Consider the following 14,868-nt stretch of genomic DNA (forward strand, 5'->3'; position numbering starts at 1 on the left):
GGCGAGGAACATCTCACGACTTTGGTGCCATCAGCCACAAGTAGCCGTCGACTCGAAGCATTTTCGAGGCACTTTGAGGCACACTCGGATTCGTGAGTACTCCGTCGCAGTTGACCCCGAACGGGGCGGACCGGGTGGACCTGACCGGCCGGTACGGTCCGGTCGCCGCGTTGCGCAGGCGCGCCGTCAACACGACGGAACCCCGCCCGACCGCCCTGCTGGTCCCCGGCTACACCGGGTCGAAAGAGGACTTCGCGCCTCTCATGGACCCCATCGCCGCCGGTGGTTTCGACGCCATCGCCATCGACATGCCCGGCCAGTACGAGTCCGGCGGGCCGGACGACGAGGCCGCGTACCTGCCTGCCGCGTTGGGTGGGGTGATCGCCGACCTGGTCGGCAAGCTCGCCGCCAACGGCGGTCCGGTGGTGCTGCTCGGCCACTCCTACGGCGGCCTGGTCGCCCGCGCCGCCGTGCTGGCAGGTGCATCGATCGCCGGCCTGACGCTGATGGACAGCGGTCCCTCGGAGCTGCCGGAGGGCCTGCGCCGCCAGGTGCTGGACATCGGCGAGCCGACCATGCGCAAGCAGGGCATCGAGGCCGCGCAGAAGCTGCGTGAGCAGCTCGACGCCATGGCTCCCGGGCCGGGTCAGCCACCCGCGCTGCGGGCGTTCCTGCGGGAGCGGTTCCTGCGGTCGCGGCCCGCCGCGCTGCTCGGCAAGGCCCGTGCGCTGCGCACCGAGCCGGACCTGGTCAGCTCGCTGGCCCGCGTGCTGCACACCTCCGGCATCCCGTGCCTGGTGTGCTGTGGCGAGTTCGACGACGCGTGGCCGGTGTCGACCCAGCGTGACATGGCGGACCGCCTCGACGCGGACTTCGCCGTGATCCCGGCGGCACGGCACTCGCCGAACACGGAGAACCCGGAACAGCTGCTGGACGCACTGCTGCCGACCTGGCGTTCCTGGCTCGCCGCATAAGTCGTGCCGGGCACGTGTCGATCCCGGGGTCCGCTGTTCGTGTAGGGGTCGAGCCCGTCGGCGACCTGCCGACGGCCGACCACAGGAGGACACGATGGCGGAACTCGTCGTCACCGAGAACGTGACACTCGACGGTGTGATGCAGGCGCCCGGTGGGGCTCAGGAGGACACGCGCGGTGGCTTCGACGCGGGAGGCTGGGCGACCCCGTACTCCGACGAAGTCGCGATGGCCGAGGCACGCAAGGGCATGAGCACGTCGGCGGCGCTGCTGCTGGGCAGGCGCACCTACGAGCACTTCTACGGGTACTGGCCCAAGCAGACCGACGGCAACCCGTTCACCGACGCGTTGAACAAGGCGCAGAAGTACGTGGTGTCCACGACGATGACGTCGGCGCCGTGGCAGAACTCGACGATCATGCCGAACCTCGACGGCATCGCGGAGCTGAAGGCGTCGCTGGACGGTGACCTCGTGGTGCTGGGCAGCGGTGAGCTGGTGCGGTCGCTCGGCGCACTGGTCGACAGGGTGGTGCTGTCGATCCACCCGCTGGTGCTCGGCAAGGGACGGCGGCTCGAGCTGCCGGCCGGGGAGCTGCGGCTGGCCTCGTCGGTCCCCACCGGCACCGGCGTGATCATCGCGACGTACGTTCGCACCACTTCTTGAGCGACGCCGCCTCCGTGTCGACCGCCCACCGGATGGCCTTGCCCGCCAGCACGGACGCGAGCGGGGCCAGTGGGCCCGCGACGCTGAACGTCAGCTCCACGTGCGTTGTGCCCTCCGTCGTGGTCACCGTGTGGTTGGCGGAGAAGCGCAGGCCGGGACCCTTGCTGGTCCACGTGAAGGAGCGGCCGTCGACAAGTTCCGTCACGGTCCACTCGCGGGCGGGCTGCTTGGGCTGACGGACCGTGGCCACGGCGCCCACCTTGATCGGGCCACCGCCGTGGACGCGGATCTCGTCGACGGTCGGCGTCCACTCCGACCACTTCTCGACATCCCGGACCGCGTCCCAGACAACGTCCGCCTGCGCGTCGACGGTGGTGCTCACCTCGTGCTTCATGCCGCCCCCTCGCCTGAGTATCGATGATTCGCTCCGCAAGCTCCGCTCATGGATCCACTGTACCATTTGGTACATGTCCAGGAGCGATCTTCTCGCCCGTGTCATCGCCTACCTCGCGGATGCCGGGGTCGGTGATCGCAGCCTGCGGCAGATCGCGGCGGGGGCGGGTACCAGCCACCGGATGCTGATCTACCACTTCGGCACGCGGGACGCGCTGCTCGTCGAGGTCGTGCGTGCGGTGGAGGAACGGCAGCGGGCGGTGCTGGCGTCGCTTCGGGACGGCGGCGTGGGTCGGTCGAACCGGGAGTTGGCACTGGAGTTCTGGCGGCTGCTGTCCGAGCCGGCGCTCGCCCCGTACGAGCGGTTGTTCTTCGAGCTGTACGGGGCGGCGCTGGCGGGTCAGGAGTCGGTGGCGCCGGTGCTGGACGGGATCGTCACGTCGTGGCTGACCGACGAGTCCATGTTCGCGGGCCTGCCGCTGGCGCAGGCCAGGATGGCGCTCGCGTTCAGCCGCGGGGCGCTGCTGGACCTGCTGGCGACGGGTGACCGGGACGGTGTGGACGCCGCCGTGCGGGCGTTCGTCGACCTGGTGTGGCCGTCAGGCCCACCAGAACACCCATAGGGCGAGGCCCGAGACGACGACCACGCCCACCACGGCCGCCGCCGCGGCCCAGCCTGCGAGGCGGTCCGCGAAGCGCTGCACGAAGACCGCGAGCGCCGCCGCGACGACGTGGCCGATGACCGTCCACGCGCCCGGACCCGGCACGTCACGGGTCCAGGCGAGCACCTGGAACACGATGACGACCACGGCGAGCACGGACATGCCGACGGCCAGTGCGCCGGACAGCTCCCGCCACAGGCCGCCGCGGTGGCGTGGTGACGCGGGACGGGGCGGCGTCGACAGCTCCACCGTGGTCGTGTTCGAGTAGTCCACGAAGCCTCCCGCTCTACGTTGTCGGCACCCGTCCCCGTAGCCGCTCAGGGGACGAGCATCGCCCAGGGTTCCGCCGCGGGGCCCGCGTCCTGGCCTTCCGGACAGCTGCGCCGGAAGTCGCACCACGAGCACTGGCGACCGACCTGTGCCGGAAAGAGGACGTCCGGGTCGCCACCCGCGTTGAGTGTGTCCGTGGAGAGTTGGAACTCCTCCGCGGCCTCCTCGGCGCGCGAGCGGTGCCTGGCAAGGGACTCCTCGGTGTGGTCCCATGCCGCGACGGTGCCACTCGGCAGGTGGTGCAGCTCGACCCGCGTACAGGGCCTGCGAAGCGTACGCCGAGCCGCGAGCACGTACAGCGCAAGCGCTTGCGACCCGCGTGCGTCGTCGGTGGTGAGCGCCGACCGGCCGGTCTTGTAGTCGACCACGACCACCTCGCCGTCGCGCTCGTCGATGCGGTCGACGCGGCCCTCGGCCACGATCTTGCCGACGGGGGCGGAGACCCAGCGCTCCAGCCCGACCGGTTCGAGCGCCGGGTCGATCTCCGCGACGTAGTCCGAGACCCAGCCCTGCGCGCGGGTGCGGTACCTGGCCGCCTGGTCCGAACCAGCGAAGCCGTCGTCGGTCCAGTGCTGGCTCACGAGCGCCGCGGCGGACTCCGGGGTGCGGCGTTTGGGCGGCAGGTCGAAGAACGCGCGTAAAGCGTTGTGCACCACGGCACCCAGGGTGCTGTGCGCCCAGGCACCGCCCCTCGGCGGCGTCGGCCGGTCGAGGTAGGTCATGCGAAATCGGCGTGGGCAGTCGACCCACGTCGCGAGGCGGGACGGGGTGACCTTGATGAGTTTGCGCGGCATGGCGTCGAACCCGAGTTGCACGGGACCACGGTAGAGGAGGGCACCGACAGTCCCGGTTCGGCTCACGCGTCAGGTGCCGTTCACGAAGCCGTGCACCGAGTCCGCGACGAGTTGGACCGCGATCGCGGCCAGCAGCAGGCCCGCGATCTTGGCCAGGAGCGTGATGCCGCTGTCCTTGATGACGCGGATCAGGAGACCGGAGAACCGCAGGCACAGCCAGAGGATCAGGTGAACCGCGATGATCGCCAGTGCCAGCGCGAGGTAGCCGGCCGCGCCGTCCGCGTGGCGGACGTAGACGATGGTCGCGGCGATCGCACCTGGTCCCGCGAGCAGCGGGGTGCCGAGCGGGACCAGTGCGACGTTGACGTCCTCGACCTCCCTGGGCTGCGTGGTGTCCCGGCCGGTCAACAGGTCCAGCGCGATGAGCAGGAGCAACAGCCCGCCCGCGCCCTGGACCGCCGGGATGCCGATGCCGAGGTAGGACAGGATCGCCTCGCCGCCGACGGCGAAGAGGCTGATCACCCCGAGGGAGACCAGGACGGCCTGGCGCGCGGCCCGCACCCTGGCCGGTCTCGGCCGCCTGCCCACCAGGCTCAGGAAGACGGGAACCGTCCCGGGTGGGTCCATGATCACGACGAGGGTGATCGTCGCCTCGGCGAGAAGCCGCACGTCGAACAGCACCGCGCCAGCCTGCCACGACCCACGGGGGGCGGTTATTAAGGCGTCCTTCGGTGCGTCCAGCGTCACGAAGGCGTCCTTCGGTACGCCCACGGTCACGAAGGCGCGGCCCGCCGGTGCGCGCGAACGGGCGTGCGGACAAGGGCAACCGGGTTCCCCGGACAGCCGGGCTCAGCCCTCCACCACCGCCACCCCGGTCGCCCTGCGGATGATCTCGGCCAGCATCTCCGGGCTCGTCGTCTCCTGGCCGAGGGCGATCACCTTGTTCGTGCCGTGGTAGTCGCTCGAGCCCGTCGTGATCAGGTCCAGGTCGTCGGCGAGGCGGCGCAGGCTGTCGCGGGCCTCCGCGTCGTGGTCGGGGTGGTCGACCTCGACACCGGCGAGGCCGAGGCCGGCCAGCTCCTTGATCACCTCCGCTGTGACCGTCGGGCCCCGGTGGGTGGCGAAGGCGTGGGCCAGGACCGTCACCCCACCGGCCGCCCGGATCATCTCGATCGACGACTCGACGGGCGTCCGGGAGCTGGGGAGGTAGTAGCGGCCACGGTCGTTCAGGAAGCGGGAGAACGCCTCGTCCACCGACGAGACGACACCCGCCCTGACGAGCGCCATGGCCAGGTGGGGGCGGCCGGCCGTCGCCCCCTCGGGAATGGCGGCCAGCAGTTGCGCACCGCTGACGGGGAACCCGTCGGCGGCCATCCGGTCCGCTATCGCGGCAAGGCGGGTGCGCCGTTCGGCCCGTGCCCGCGCGTACTCGTCGACGACCGCGGGGGCGTCCGGGTCGAACAGGTAGGCCAGCATGTGGACCGTGCAGTAGCCGCCTCTGCCGTCCGGGCTCAGGCACGACAGCTCGGTGCCACGGACCAGGCGTAGGCCGGGCGGCAGCGCCGCGACGGCCGATGCCCAGCCCGCAGTGGTGTCGTGGTCGGTGATGGCCAGTACGGACAGTCCGGCCGCCGCGGCGTTCGCTACCAGTTCGGCGGGGGTGTCGGTGCCGTCCGAGGCCGTTGAGTGCGTGTGTAGGTCAATCCTCACGTGCCCCATTGAACGCGAGTCAGCCCACCAGCGGCTTGCGGCGTGCCTTGCGCTGCGCCTGGATCATCGAGAAGCGCTTGGCCTGCGCCTCCTTGTCGCCGAAGACGAGCTCGGAGATCGCGTCGTAGACCTGCTCTGCCTTCGGCAGGTACTCCAGGCGGTTCAGAGCCTGGATCTGACCGGCCGACTCCACGATCATCGTGCCGTAGCCGATGATGCGGCCCGCGAGGGGCCGCTCGTAGGTGAGGTCGGTGACCTTGCCGATCGGCATCATCAGGACCTTCGTCGTGATGATCCCCGTTGTCATCATCATGCGCTTGTCGGTCACGACGATGCGCTCGACCCACCAGGAGATCACCACGTAGGCGAAACGAAGCAACACGAACAACGCCGCGTACCACAGGATGTTCTGTACGAGCCACATCGACGGCGGTAGCAGGTACGACACCATCACGGCGACCGCGAGCAACGCGATCGTCTCGAAGATGTCCCAGGCGAGACAGGCCCAGTGCAGACGTACCCGGATGACCCGGCGTTCGGTGTCAAGCAGGTACTCGTCTGAATCCCGTGGCGCGAACATGGTTCGACGGTACCGGGATCAGCCGTTGAACACCGAGCGCACAAACGTTATCAACGCTTCGGCGGCCTCCTGCAGCGTCTGCAGGATGCTGTTGACGATGGAAGCGGCGCCCTCGGGTTGGCTGACGAGAAAGAACACCAACAACGCCGCGCCAGACAGAATCAGAACCTTCTTGACTTTCACCGCGTGTTACCCCGTGTTCGTGCGTGAGTTGATGAGCTTGGTCCTCAAAAGTTGTTGTACCGCACCGTCCCGCCGAACGGGAGGCCGTTAATGCTCTTGGGGCAAGGGGTCGGCACACCCGGCGAAATCAGCTACGCTTCGTGTTCGTGACGCACGCTGACAATCCGGTGGTCAGATGTGTCGGCGCGGTGGTGCACGACGCCGCAGGCCGCCTCCTGTTGATCCGCAGGGCCACCGAGCCGGGCCGGGGGCAGTGGTCACTGCCCGGTGGCCGCGTGGAACCGGGTGAGAGCGACACCGCCGCCGTCGCACGCGAGCTCCGGGAGGAAACCGGCCTCGACGTGCGCGTCGGCGCCTTGGTCGGCAGCGTGCGGCGCGGCCCCTACCTGATCTTCGACTACGCCGCGGACGCGGTCGGCGGCGATCTTCTGGCAGGCGACGACGCGTCCGAGGCAGCCTGGGTGACCAGCGCGGAGTTCACGCGGCTCGACGAGGGCAACATGCTGGTGGCACAACTCGCGGAGACGCTTGCCGAGTGGCGGGTGCTGCCCCGCGCCTAGGCGAGCCAGTGCATGCGCTCGCCGTGCCACGAGGTCTGGGCTAGCAGGGTGGTCTGTTCGACGCCGTTCACCCAGCGTGTGCTCGACAGGACGGCCTGACCCGCGTCCAGGTCGGGGTGGTCGGCCAGCAGGCCAGCGCCGTAGGCCTCCAAACCGATCCAGTAGGTCGGTCGGGACGCGGCCAACTCGGCAAGTGCACCGCGGAACGCCGTCACCCGTTCGGCCGAGCGTCGACGCAGTGCATCGCTTGTAAGCACTACTACGGGTAGTTCTGAGGGGATTCGTTCCGCCGCTGAGGCGAGGTCCGAGACCGGGTCCCCCTTGACGAGGACCACCGGCTTCTTGGCCCGTACGGTGGCGGCCGCACCCAGCTGACGCAGGCGATCCGGTTGGTCCGGCCACACGCACGCCTCGAGCCACGCGTACTCGTCCTCGTCGGCCAAGTCCACCGGATCGTGGTCGAGTCCGACCCGCGCGGCGACTTGGACGCGCTTGGGGATCGTGGGTCCCTTCTGCCCCGGCGCGAGCTTGAGCGCGCAGTGCAGGCCGAGTGCCGCCCGGCCGGGCCCGGCCGCGACCTGGCCTGCCTGTTCGGACTGGTACCGGTAGGAGTACAGGTCGATGCCGAGCAGCAGCGCCGCGCACGACCCGACCTCCAGCAGCCCCACCGGGCCGCCACCGGCCAGCCGCGTCGCGAACGCGACCGCCGGGTAGAAGAGCGCGGCGCGGCCGACCTCGTTGCCGTGCGGCACGCGCCGGGTCGCGACGTGCGCGCGGACGCGGTCGGCCCGGTCGAGTGCGAACGTGCGGAACATGGGCCACAGGCCCGCGTCGGGGCCGTAGGAGCCGCCGAGCGTCGGGTAGTAGTTGGTCAGCTCGTGGAACGGCTCGGCCTGCAGCACCCGCTGGACCGAGGCGAGCAACAGCTCCGGGTCGGGGTCCTTGGCCACGGCGAGCAGCCGGGCCACGTCCTCGTCGGTCGCCGCGTTGCCCGCGAGGTAGCTGTAGAGGGGGGAAGTCTGCTCGACGTCCTCGGCGAAACGCCGCAGCCGTTCACGAACATCGTCCAGCGCGGCGCTCATGTGTCTAGTCTGCCGCAGGCTCCGGCCTGCCGGGCTGCTCGCCTCCCCGCGCGTCGCCGTATACCCGCTTCGGGACCATCACCTTGCGCCGAAAGACGCACACGACGGTCCCGTCCTGCTTGTAGCCGCGGGTCTCGACGTACACCACGCCCCGGTCGTCCTTCGACTTCGACGGGGTCTTCTCGAGCACCTCGGTCTCGCCGTAGATCGTGTCGCCGTGGAAGGTCGGCTTCACGTGCCGCAGCGACTCGACCTCGAGGTTCGCTATCGCCTTGCCGGAGACGTCCGGGACGGACATGCCGAGCAGCAGCGAGTAGATGTAGTTGCCCACGACCACGTTCTTGCCGAAGTCCGTCGTGTTCTCGGCGTAGTTGGCGTCCAGGTGCAGCGGGTGGTGGTTCATCGTGAGGAGGCAGAACAGGTGGTCGTCGTACTCGGTGACCGTTTTGCCCGGCCAGTGCCTGTAGACCGCGCCGACCTCGAACTCCTCGTAGTACCGGCCGAACTGCACGTGGGACCTCCTTGTCACGTCCGGACGGGGCCAGTTTGGTCAGGTGGCGTATCCTCGACAACTGGTGTGTGAGTGAACCCGCACCCTTTGACCCGAGGAGGTGAGGACGCGATGAGCGACCCGCATAACCATGCCGGCGGCACCGGTCGCAGTAGCACCCGCGTCCTCGTCGGAGGGGTCACCCGCTAAAGCAGCAGGTCCCCGCTTGGTTCCACGACGGACGCTCCAGCGCCGCCCGACAGTGGCGCGTCGTTGTCCCGACGGAACCTAGTTGGAGGTCACCATGCCCGCGATCCCCTCGCTCGGCAACTTGAGAGGCCGTTCCAACCGGCGGAACCAGAACCACCAGGTGCACGCCGAGGACCTCACGCACGTGGTCGACTGCGCCGTGTACGTCGACGGCGAGCGGCTGCCCGGCCAGTGGTCGCCGGTCGACGCCATCAGCGAGTGCAGGCGCAGGCGCGAGGGCTTCGTGTGGATCGGGCTGTACGAGCCCGGCGAGGAGCAGCTGCAGGGCATCGCCGAGGTGTTCGGGCTGCACGAGCTGGCCGTCGAGGACGCGGTGACCGCCCACCAGCGCCCCAAGCTCGACCGGTACGACGAGACGCTGTTCATGGTGCTCAAGACCGTCAGGTACATCGAGCACGAGTCGCCGACGACGGCCAACGAGATCGTCGAGACCGGCGAGATCATGGCGTTCCTCGGCAAGCAGTTCATCGTGACGGTGCGGCACGGCAGGCATTCCGGGCTGCAGGAGCTGCGCGAGGAATTGGAGGCGGCACCGGAGCGGCTCGGCATCGGCCCCGCCGCGGTGCTGCACGGCATCGCCGACCGGGTCGTCGACTCGTACCTGGCGGTCAGCGCGGCCTTCGAGAACGACATCGACGTCATCGAGGCGTCGGTCTTCGCACCCCGCTCCCCCATCGGCGCCGAGCAGATGTACCTGATGAAGCGGGAGATCCTCGAGCTGCGCAGGGCCGTGATGCCACTCGCCGTGCCGCTGCGACGCCTCGCCGAGGGCTACACGCCGCTGGTGCCGGAGCAGGTCCGGTCCTACTTCCGCGACGTCGACGACCACCTGACGACGGTGTCCGAGCGCGTCGCGAACTTCGACGAGCTGCTGACCACCCTGGTCGACGCCACGCTCGCGAAGATCTCCCTGCAGCAGAACACCGACATGCGCAAGATCACCTCGTGGGCCGCGATCATCGCGGTGCCGACCATGGGTGTCGGGATCTACGGCATGAACTTCGACTACATGCCCGAGCTGCACTGGCGGTTCGGCTATCCGCTCGTCATGTGCGTCATCGTCGCCGCGTGCCTGGTCCTCTACCGGATCTTCCGCCGCAACCGATGGCTGTAGCTGGCCGGCGCGTACCGCAGGCCAGCGTCCCGCAGGTGGTCAACCGTTCGTTCCTGTCGAGGGAGGTTTCCCATGCCCAAGCTGTTCGCCAACCCGCGTTTCTGGATGATGACGTTCGTCGTGATGTGGCTCGCCGTGATCACGGTGCTCATCGCCATGGGGTCCGACATCGCCCCCGACTCGGCGGCCCGCTAGTCGTCGCCGCCGATCACCGGGGTGCTGGCCTTCTCCGGCTTGCCGAAGATGTCCTGCGGGTTGCCCACCACGCGGCTGCGCGACTTGTGGTCGTGGTCGCCGCCCTGGCCCTGACCGGCACCCATGGCGCCCATCGGCATCATGGGCATCCCACCGGACCGTGACGTCCCCGGACCTGACGCCGCGGCTGCCGCGGCGGGGGCCGGGGCGCTCGAGGTCGGGGCCTGCTCGCCTGCCACGGTGTAGTTGCCGGACGTCAGCGGGCTCGCCGAGGCGGCAGCCGCACCGAGCCCAGCGCCACCACCGCCGGCACCGGTGCCGAAGCCGCCACCCGCACCGAGTCCCGCGCCCGCGTCGGCCGACTCCGTCGACACGTCCGGCGGCGGCGTGCCCGTGTCCGGGGCGGGGACCGACGGCGGCACCGGCACGGACCAGTTCTCCGACGGGTAGGTGTGGGCCATGGTCACCCTGCCGAAGGTGTCCTCGCCCTCGGCGCCCTCGCACAGCTGCACGAACCCCTCGAGGATCTGGCGCACCGCCTCGAACAGCTCCTTGGTCGGGCGTTGCATGAGGTCCAGGTACTCGCGGGCCCGCGCGTCGCCCTGGACCGGCAGCGTCATGGCGCCGGAGACGGTCGCCGCGGTCTCCGACATGACCGTGGCCAGCTCCATGACGATCTCGCGGATGCTGTCCGCGGTCTTGTCCAGCACGTCGGCCATCGCGGTCATCGCGTCGGCCAGGTCGTTGCCCGCCAGGCCGACGCGCTGCATGTAGGCGATGAACGACTCGGCCGCCTCGCCGTCCCACGCGGCGTCGAGCTTGCCGAGCGGCTTGTTCAACGCGTCGGTGACCTGCTCGACGCCCCCGCCGACCAGGCGCCAGCGGTCGGCCTCGGCGTGCATGTCGCTCCAGCGGCCGACCACGGGGGCGAAGTACTCCTCGACCGGGTCGGCGATGCCGAGATGGCGCGCGAGCCGCGACAGGTAGTCGAGCTGGCTCGCGATCCGGCTCTCGATGTCCTTGCCGTCCGGGGCGACGGCGGCCGCGGTCACCGCTGCTCCCGGTTGATGGTCCGCACGCTCGTCTCGTCGGCGTCCACGTAGACCTCGGTCACCTTCGTCAGGCCGTCGGCCGTCGCGGTCAGCGCCTCGACCGCGCGGGCCAGCTGCCCTCGCAGCAGCCGCGCGGCCTTGCCGTACGCGTCCGGGGTGCCGAGCTGGTCGCCGAGGCTGCCGAACGACTCCTCGGTCAGCGGGTCCACGTTCATGGTCCGCACACCCTCGGCCAGGGCGGCGGCGCTGTCCGCGCTCAGTTTCGCGTAGCCACCAAGCCAGGTGGGGTCCAACTTGATCCCGGTCACGGAGTCACCCTTCGTCGGTCGGGGTCGCGAAACATCGATTCCGACGATAGGTGAGACGACCGGTTCCCGTCGCCGCTTTCGCGACCGGGTCAGCGAAGCTTTGCGAACACAACCGTCAGCCGCCGCCGGAGTTCTGCGTCGTGGTCGGGTACTCGCCTGGGCCGAACGGGGTGGAGTCGTAGCTCTGTCTGACGTCGTTGACCGACAGGGAAGCACCGCTCGGCAGCAGTCTGATGATGTTCTCCGGCGCCGGGATCTGGTCGGTGAGCCCGAGTCCCGCCGCGGTCGCGTTGTCGGGCACGCCGTACTTCACGCCCCGGTCGGAGATCAGCACGATGTTGCCCGTGCGGAAGTCCTCCTTGGAGGTGGTCTGGCGGACGACCGCGCCGCGGCCCGGCGGCATGTAGAAGTGGTCGATGCGCACGCCGTTCGGGCTCGGGGTCGAGATCTCCACCGACTGCGGGGTGCCGTCCTGGTTCAGCTTGATGCCCGGCAGGGTCTTGCCGACGTACACGGCCGTGCGCTCGTCCATGTTGTCGCCGGAGCCGGTGGTGCTCCAGCCGAGGCAGGCGACCGGGAAGTTCTTCGCCTCCAGCACCTCGGTCGGCCGCTCCGGGTAGGTCGAGTCGTCGATCTCCTTGAGCTGCTGGACATTCGTGATGCGGTCCGGGTTGACCGCCTCGATCTCCGCGCCGCCGGGGTCGTCGTAGAACCGGATGATGTCCGCCGTCGACTCCTTGACCGGCTGGACGCCCCCCTTGAGGAGCACGTAGTACCTGGTGCCCTCGCCCGCGAGTTCGACCTTGAACACCGAGCCGGTCTTGGTCACGTCCGGGTTGCCGAGGTCGACGTCGGAGTCGGTGCCGCGCCCGTCGATCCCGGGGATCTTGATCTGGGCCTTCTCCGGGATGGCGTTGAGCATCCCGGTCGTGATCACGCGTGGCTGGACGTCGTCGAGGCGCAGCCCCAGCCGGACCTCCGGTGCGTCGAGGTCGACCTTCGCGCGGACCGCGCTCGTGTTCGGCAGGTTCGCCGTGCCCGGCGTGCGGTAGACGAGGTAGGTGTCGCCGTTGGGTGCCTTCACCAGCAGCGACTGGTTCTGCTCCAGCTGCTTGCCGAGGTCCTTGACGCCGGCGACCACGGTCGTCTCGACCTTGTTCTCACTCGCCGGGTCGTTGAGGCCCTTGTTGAGGATGTACTGGTCGCAGACCGTCCACAGCGACTCGATGCGCTGGTCCGCGCTGGGCAGCAGGTCCGGCCCGTCCGCGATGCCGACCTTCCTGCCCTTCGGGATGTCACGGAGCTGGTTGTCGTCGACGACGGTCGGCGCGGGCGCGGACTGCGTGGCCGCCGCGGCAGGCGGCTTGCCGCCCGCCCCACCGGCGCCCTGCTGCTTGTCCTGCTGCTGGGCCATGAGCAGCAGCCGCGCGGACGCGAGGTTGAACACCGGCACCAGCTTGCGGTCGGGCTTGGCGATGAGCACGTACACCTGACCGGACGGCTTGCCGATGACGATGCCGTCCGTGGTCGGCGCCTTCGGCTGCGGCGAGAGGATCCCGAAGATGAGGAAGCCGAGCAGACCGATGGCCGCGATGCAGATCCCGACGATCGTCGCCCTGCTATGGGTGCGCATCGGGTCGTGCAGCATCACCGCGTCCTTGCGGACCAGCGCCGACTGCATCCTGCGCAGCACGAAGCGATACGCCTGGACCTGTGACTTGGTGGTCGGTGTACTTGGCATTTCCGCCTCTGCAGCTCCCCACTCGCGGTACGGTTCCGCAGGATAGCCCTCCCGGCGTCGGTTGCACGGTGGTTCGTAACGAACGGCAGAATCAGGGCCGGTGGGAGCACACGGGACGAGGGGAAAGATCGAGCGGATGTCGGTGAACACTCCTCCACGGCACGGCAGCGGACACACACCTCCGCCGGGCCAGCCGCCGAGACCACAGGGGCCGGGGGGACCCCAGGGTGGCAACGGCGGACGGGGCGTCCCCGGCCCGCCGAGCGGCCCGGTTCCCATGCCGCCCAACGGCGGTCCCGGTGGCCCTGGAGGTCCCGGCGGGCCGGGCGGTCCCGGTGGCGGCGGCCCCAACGGGCCCGGCGGTGGTCAGGCGAGGCCGCCCGCACAGCCGAGGCCACCGATGTCGGCGCGGCGGCGGACGCGGGGCTCGAGCCTCGGCGCGCTGCCCGTGTCGAACCTGGTCGTGCTCGAGGTCGCGTTCGCGATCGGGCTGGTCATGCTCGCGATCGACATCGACCTCGTCTACGTCGCGATCGGCATCACGGTCGTCGGGCTGCTGGTCGCGCTGATCCGGTGGAAGGGCCGCTGGTTCACGCAGTGGATCGGCCTGACCATGCGGTACGCGTTCCGGTCGCACGCGAGGCTGTCGAAGCCGACCAAGCCGGTCAGCATCGAGGGCATCGCCGACTCCGACGCCACCCCGGTGACCGGGCCGGACGACCCGCGCGTCGCGTTGCTGCGGCTCGCGGTGCCGGACCTGGTCGTGGCACACGGCACCGACCACGAACGGCGCCCGCTCGGGCTTTCCTGGCACGACGGCACGTGGACCGCGGTACTGCTCGTCGACCCGGCACCCGGCCTCGTGACGCAGCTCGGCGGCTCGCCGAACCTGCCGCTCGGCGCGCTCGCCCCCTGTCTCGAGGACCGCGGCGTGGTGCTCGACGCCATCCAGGTCATCTGGCACTGCTACCCCGGCAGCGCCGCGCTGCCGCCGAACTCCCCCGCGCTCGCCTCGTACATGGAGCTGCTCGGTCCGCTGCCGGCCGCCGCACGGCGCACGACGTGGGTGGCCGTCCGGCTCGACCCGCGCCGCTGCCCCGCCGCGGTCCGCGAGCGCGGCGGCGGGGTGCTCGGTGCGCACCGAGCGCTGATCGGCGCGCTGTCCCGGGTCCGCAACGCGCTCGAGTCGCGTGGCGTGCCGACCCGCCCACTCGACCCCGACGAGCTGCTCAAGGCGGGCATCGCCTCTGCGGAGCTGACCGGCGCGCTGCAGATGCCGTCCGCGCCAGGCGACAACGGGATGGCGGCCCCGACCCCGCCGACGCCGAGGGCCAAGCTCACCGAGCGGTGGACCGGCGTGACGGTCGCGGGCATCGGACACGCGAGCTACGCGATCACCGGCTGGTCCCGGGGCAAGCCCGCGACGAGCCTCAACGCGCTGACGGGGGTGCGGGCGCTGTCGTCGACGGTGGCCGTGTCGATCTCGCCCGGCGCCGAGGACAACCAGGTCGGCATGCGCGGTCTGGTGCGGGTCAGCGCGCGGACGCCCGCCGAGCTGGAGTACGCGGACGAGCGCCTGTCCACCATCTCAGACCGGCTCGGCATCACACTCACGCCACTGCGTGGCCTCCAGGTGGCCGGCCTGGCCGCCACCCTTCCGCTCGGGGGTAGGGCATGAGACACCTTCTGTCAACCTCAGGCCGCTGTGGGCGGTTGAAGGGCCTTGGAGCGGTTGCGAATGTGAATGTTCTCGTCGTAGCGGACGCCTT

19 protein-coding genes are annotated in these 14,868 nt (G+C 70.1%); 7 read left to right on the plus strand and 12 right to left on the minus strand.

Going from position 1 to position 14,868, the window contains the following annotated elements:
• Positions 1–92 precede the first annotated feature (92 nt).
• Together CLV71_RS44790 and CLV71_RS44795 are read left to right on the plus strand one after the other, a co-directional pair.
• Complete coding sequence (locus CLV71_RS44790) at positions 93–974, plus strand: alpha/beta fold hydrolase (RefSeq protein ID WP_133909060.1); 882 nt, start codon at positions 93–95, stop codon at positions 972–974.
• A 94-nt stretch (positions 975–1,068) separates the two neighbouring features.
• Positions 1,069–1,635 carry a dihydrofolate reductase family protein gene (locus CLV71_RS44795; protein ID WP_133909061.1) on the plus strand — a complete coding sequence of 189 codons (567 nt, stop codon included), beginning with the start codon at positions 1,069–1,071 and terminating at the stop codon, positions 1,633–1,635.
• Here the strand turns inward: CLV71_RS44795 and CLV71_RS44800 are convergent.
• Complete coding sequence (locus CLV71_RS44800) at positions 1,604–2,029, minus strand: SRPBCC family protein (protein ID WP_166664513.1); 426 nt, start codon at positions 2,027–2,029, stop codon at positions 1,604–1,606. The two genes, CLV71_RS44795 and CLV71_RS44800, sit on opposite strands and share 32 nt — an antisense overlap.
• 73 nt (positions 2,030–2,102) lie before the next feature.
• Between CLV71_RS44800 and CLV71_RS44805 the strand changes: the two genes are divergently transcribed.
• Positions 2,103–2,651 carry a TetR family transcriptional regulator gene (locus CLV71_RS44805; RefSeq protein WP_133909063.1) on the plus strand — a complete coding sequence of 183 codons (549 nt, stop codon included), beginning with the start codon at positions 2,103–2,105 and terminating at the stop codon, positions 2,649–2,651.
• Here the strand turns inward: CLV71_RS44805 and CLV71_RS48235 are convergent.
• From CLV71_RS48235 to CLV71_RS48240, 6 genes are all read right to left on the minus strand, one after another.
• Positions 2,628–2,963, minus strand: coding sequence for a hypothetical protein (locus tag CLV71_RS48235; protein ID WP_166664514.1), 336 nt, complete (start codon positions 2,961–2,963; stop codon positions 2,628–2,630). The two genes, CLV71_RS44805 and CLV71_RS48235, sit on opposite strands and share 24 nt — an antisense overlap.
• 44 nt (positions 2,964–3,007) lie before the next feature.
• On the minus strand, positions 3,008–3,814 hold the full coding sequence (locus CLV71_RS44815) for a RecB family exonuclease (protein WP_133909085.1): 807 nt from the start codon (positions 3,812–3,814) through the stop codon (positions 3,008–3,010).
• A gap of 69 nt (positions 3,815–3,883) precedes the next feature.
• Positions 3,884–4,495, minus strand: coding sequence for a MarC family protein (locus CLV71_RS44820; protein WP_279588810.1), 612 nt, complete (start codon positions 4,493–4,495; stop codon positions 3,884–3,886).
• Between the two features lie 168 nt (positions 4,496–4,663).
• A complete protein-coding gene (locus CLV71_RS44825; RefSeq protein WP_133909065.1) occupies positions 4,664–5,533 on the minus strand; it encodes a PHP domain-containing protein in 870 nt (289 codons plus the stop codon).
• Positions 5,534–5,543: 10 nt separating this feature from the next.
• The gene (locus CLV71_RS44830) at positions 5,544–6,104 is read right to left on the minus strand and encodes a PH domain-containing protein (RefSeq protein ID WP_133909066.1); all 561 of its coding nucleotides are present in this window, start codon (positions 6,102–6,104) and stop codon (positions 5,544–5,546) included.
• An 18-nt stretch (positions 6,105–6,122) separates the two neighbouring features.
• Entirely contained in the window at positions 6,123–6,287 is a 165-nt protein-coding gene (locus tag CLV71_RS48240; RefSeq protein ID WP_166664515.1) for a hypothetical protein, read from the minus strand.
• Positions 6,288–6,433: 146 nt separating this feature from the next.
• On the opposite strand from CLV71_RS48240, the gene CLV71_RS44835 reads away from it, so the two are divergent.
• A complete protein-coding gene (locus CLV71_RS44835) occupies positions 6,434–6,847 on the plus strand; it encodes an NUDIX hydrolase (protein WP_133909067.1) in 414 nt (137 codons plus the stop codon).
• Here the strand turns inward: CLV71_RS44835 and CLV71_RS44840 are convergent.
• Together CLV71_RS44840 and CLV71_RS44845 are read right to left on the minus strand one after the other, a co-directional pair.
• The gene (locus CLV71_RS44840) at positions 6,844–7,929 is read right to left on the minus strand and encodes a DUF2332 domain-containing protein (protein ID WP_133909068.1); all 1,086 of its coding nucleotides are present in this window, start codon (positions 7,927–7,929) and stop codon (positions 6,844–6,846) included. The genes CLV71_RS44835 and CLV71_RS44840 overlap by 4 nt on opposite strands.
• Before the next feature lie 4 nt (positions 7,930–7,933).
• Positions 7,934–8,440, minus strand: coding sequence for a MaoC family dehydratase (locus CLV71_RS44845; RefSeq protein ID WP_133909069.1), 507 nt, complete (start codon positions 8,438–8,440; stop codon positions 7,934–7,936).
• A 283-nt stretch (positions 8,441–8,723) separates the two neighbouring features.
• On the opposite strand from CLV71_RS44845, the gene CLV71_RS44850 reads away from it, so the two are divergent.
• Together CLV71_RS44850 and CLV71_RS50345 are read left to right on the plus strand one after the other, a co-directional pair.
• Complete coding sequence (locus CLV71_RS44850) at positions 8,724–9,803, plus strand: magnesium and cobalt transport protein CorA (RefSeq protein WP_133909070.1); 1,080 nt, start codon at positions 8,724–8,726, stop codon at positions 9,801–9,803.
• A gap of 72 nt (positions 9,804–9,875) precedes the next feature.
• Complete coding sequence (locus tag CLV71_RS50345; RefSeq protein ID WP_279588808.1) at positions 9,876–9,998, plus strand: hypothetical protein; 123 nt, start codon at positions 9,876–9,878, stop codon at positions 9,996–9,998.
• Here the strand turns inward: CLV71_RS50345 and CLV71_RS44855 are convergent.
• From CLV71_RS44855 to eccB, 3 genes are all read right to left on the minus strand, one after another.
• A complete protein-coding gene (locus tag CLV71_RS44855) occupies positions 9,995–11,050 on the minus strand; it encodes a WXG100 family type VII secretion target (RefSeq protein ID WP_133909071.1) in 1,056 nt (351 codons plus the stop codon). The two genes, CLV71_RS50345 and CLV71_RS44855, sit on opposite strands and share 4 nt — an antisense overlap.
• On the minus strand, positions 11,047–11,358 hold the full coding sequence (locus CLV71_RS44860) for a hypothetical protein (protein WP_133909072.1): 312 nt from the start codon (positions 11,356–11,358) through the stop codon (positions 11,047–11,049). The genes CLV71_RS44855 and CLV71_RS44860 overlap by 4 nt, the downstream gene beginning before the upstream one ends.
• 115 nt (positions 11,359–11,473) lie before the next feature.
• On the minus strand, positions 11,474–13,099 hold the full coding sequence (gene eccB / locus CLV71_RS44865) for a type VII secretion protein EccB (RefSeq protein ID WP_133909073.1): 1,626 nt from the start codon (positions 13,097–13,099) through the stop codon (positions 11,474–11,476).
• 400 nt (positions 13,100–13,499) lie between these two features.
• On the opposite strand from eccB, the gene eccE reads away from it, so the two are divergent.
• Positions 13,500–14,777 carry a type VII secretion protein EccE gene (eccE, locus tag CLV71_RS44870; RefSeq protein WP_133909074.1) on the plus strand — a complete coding sequence of 426 codons (1,278 nt, stop codon included), beginning with the start codon at positions 13,500–13,502 and terminating at the stop codon, positions 14,775–14,777.
• Positions 14,778–14,868: the final 91 nt, after the last annotated feature.

The sequence above is a fragment of the Actinophytocola oryzae genome (genome assembly GCF_004364325.1).
GTDB classification, from domain to species: Bacteria; Actinomycetota; Actinomycetes; order Mycobacteriales; family Pseudonocardiaceae; genus Actinophytocola; species Actinophytocola oryzae.

Coding starts and splice junctions, on each gene's coding strand:
- CLV71_RS44795 (WP_133909061.1), top strand. CDS start 1,069: ATGGCGGAACTCGTCGTCACCGAGAACGTGACACTCGACGGTGTGATG.
- CLV71_RS44800 (WP_166664513.1), bottom strand. CDS start 2,029: ATGAAGCACGAGGTGAGCACCACCGTCGACGCGCAGGCGGACGTTGTC.
- CLV71_RS44805 (WP_133909063.1), top strand. CDS start 2,103: ATGTCCAGGAGCGATCTTCTCGCCCGTGTCATCGCCTACCTCGCGGAT.
- CLV71_RS44815 (WP_133909085.1), bottom strand. CDS start 3,814: ATGCCGCGCAAACTCATCAAGGTCACCCCGTCCCGCCTCGCGACGTGG.
- CLV71_RS44825 (WP_133909065.1), bottom strand. CDS start 5,533: ATGGGGCACGTGAGGATTGACCTACACACGCACTCAACGGCCTCGGAC.
- CLV71_RS44830 (WP_133909066.1), bottom strand. CDS start 6,104: ATGTTCGCGCCACGGGATTCAGACGAGTACCTGCTTGACACCGAACGC.
- CLV71_RS44840 (WP_133909068.1), bottom strand. CDS start 7,929: ATGAGCGCCGCGCTGGACGATGTTCGTGAACGGCTGCGGCGTTTCGCC.
- CLV71_RS44850 (WP_133909070.1), top strand. CDS start 8,724: ATGCCCGCGATCCCCTCGCTCGGCAACTTGAGAGGCCGTTCCAACCGG.
- CLV71_RS50345 (WP_279588808.1), top strand. CDS start 9,876: ATGCCCAAGCTGTTCGCCAACCCGCGTTTCTGGATGATGACGTTCGTC.
- eccB (WP_133909073.1), bottom strand. CDS start 13,099: ATGCCAAGTACACCGACCACCAAGTCACAGGTCCAGGCGTATCGCTTC.
- eccE (WP_133909074.1), top strand. CDS start 13,500: ATGTCGGCGCGGCGGCGGACGCGGGGCTCGAGCCTCGGCGCGCTGCCC.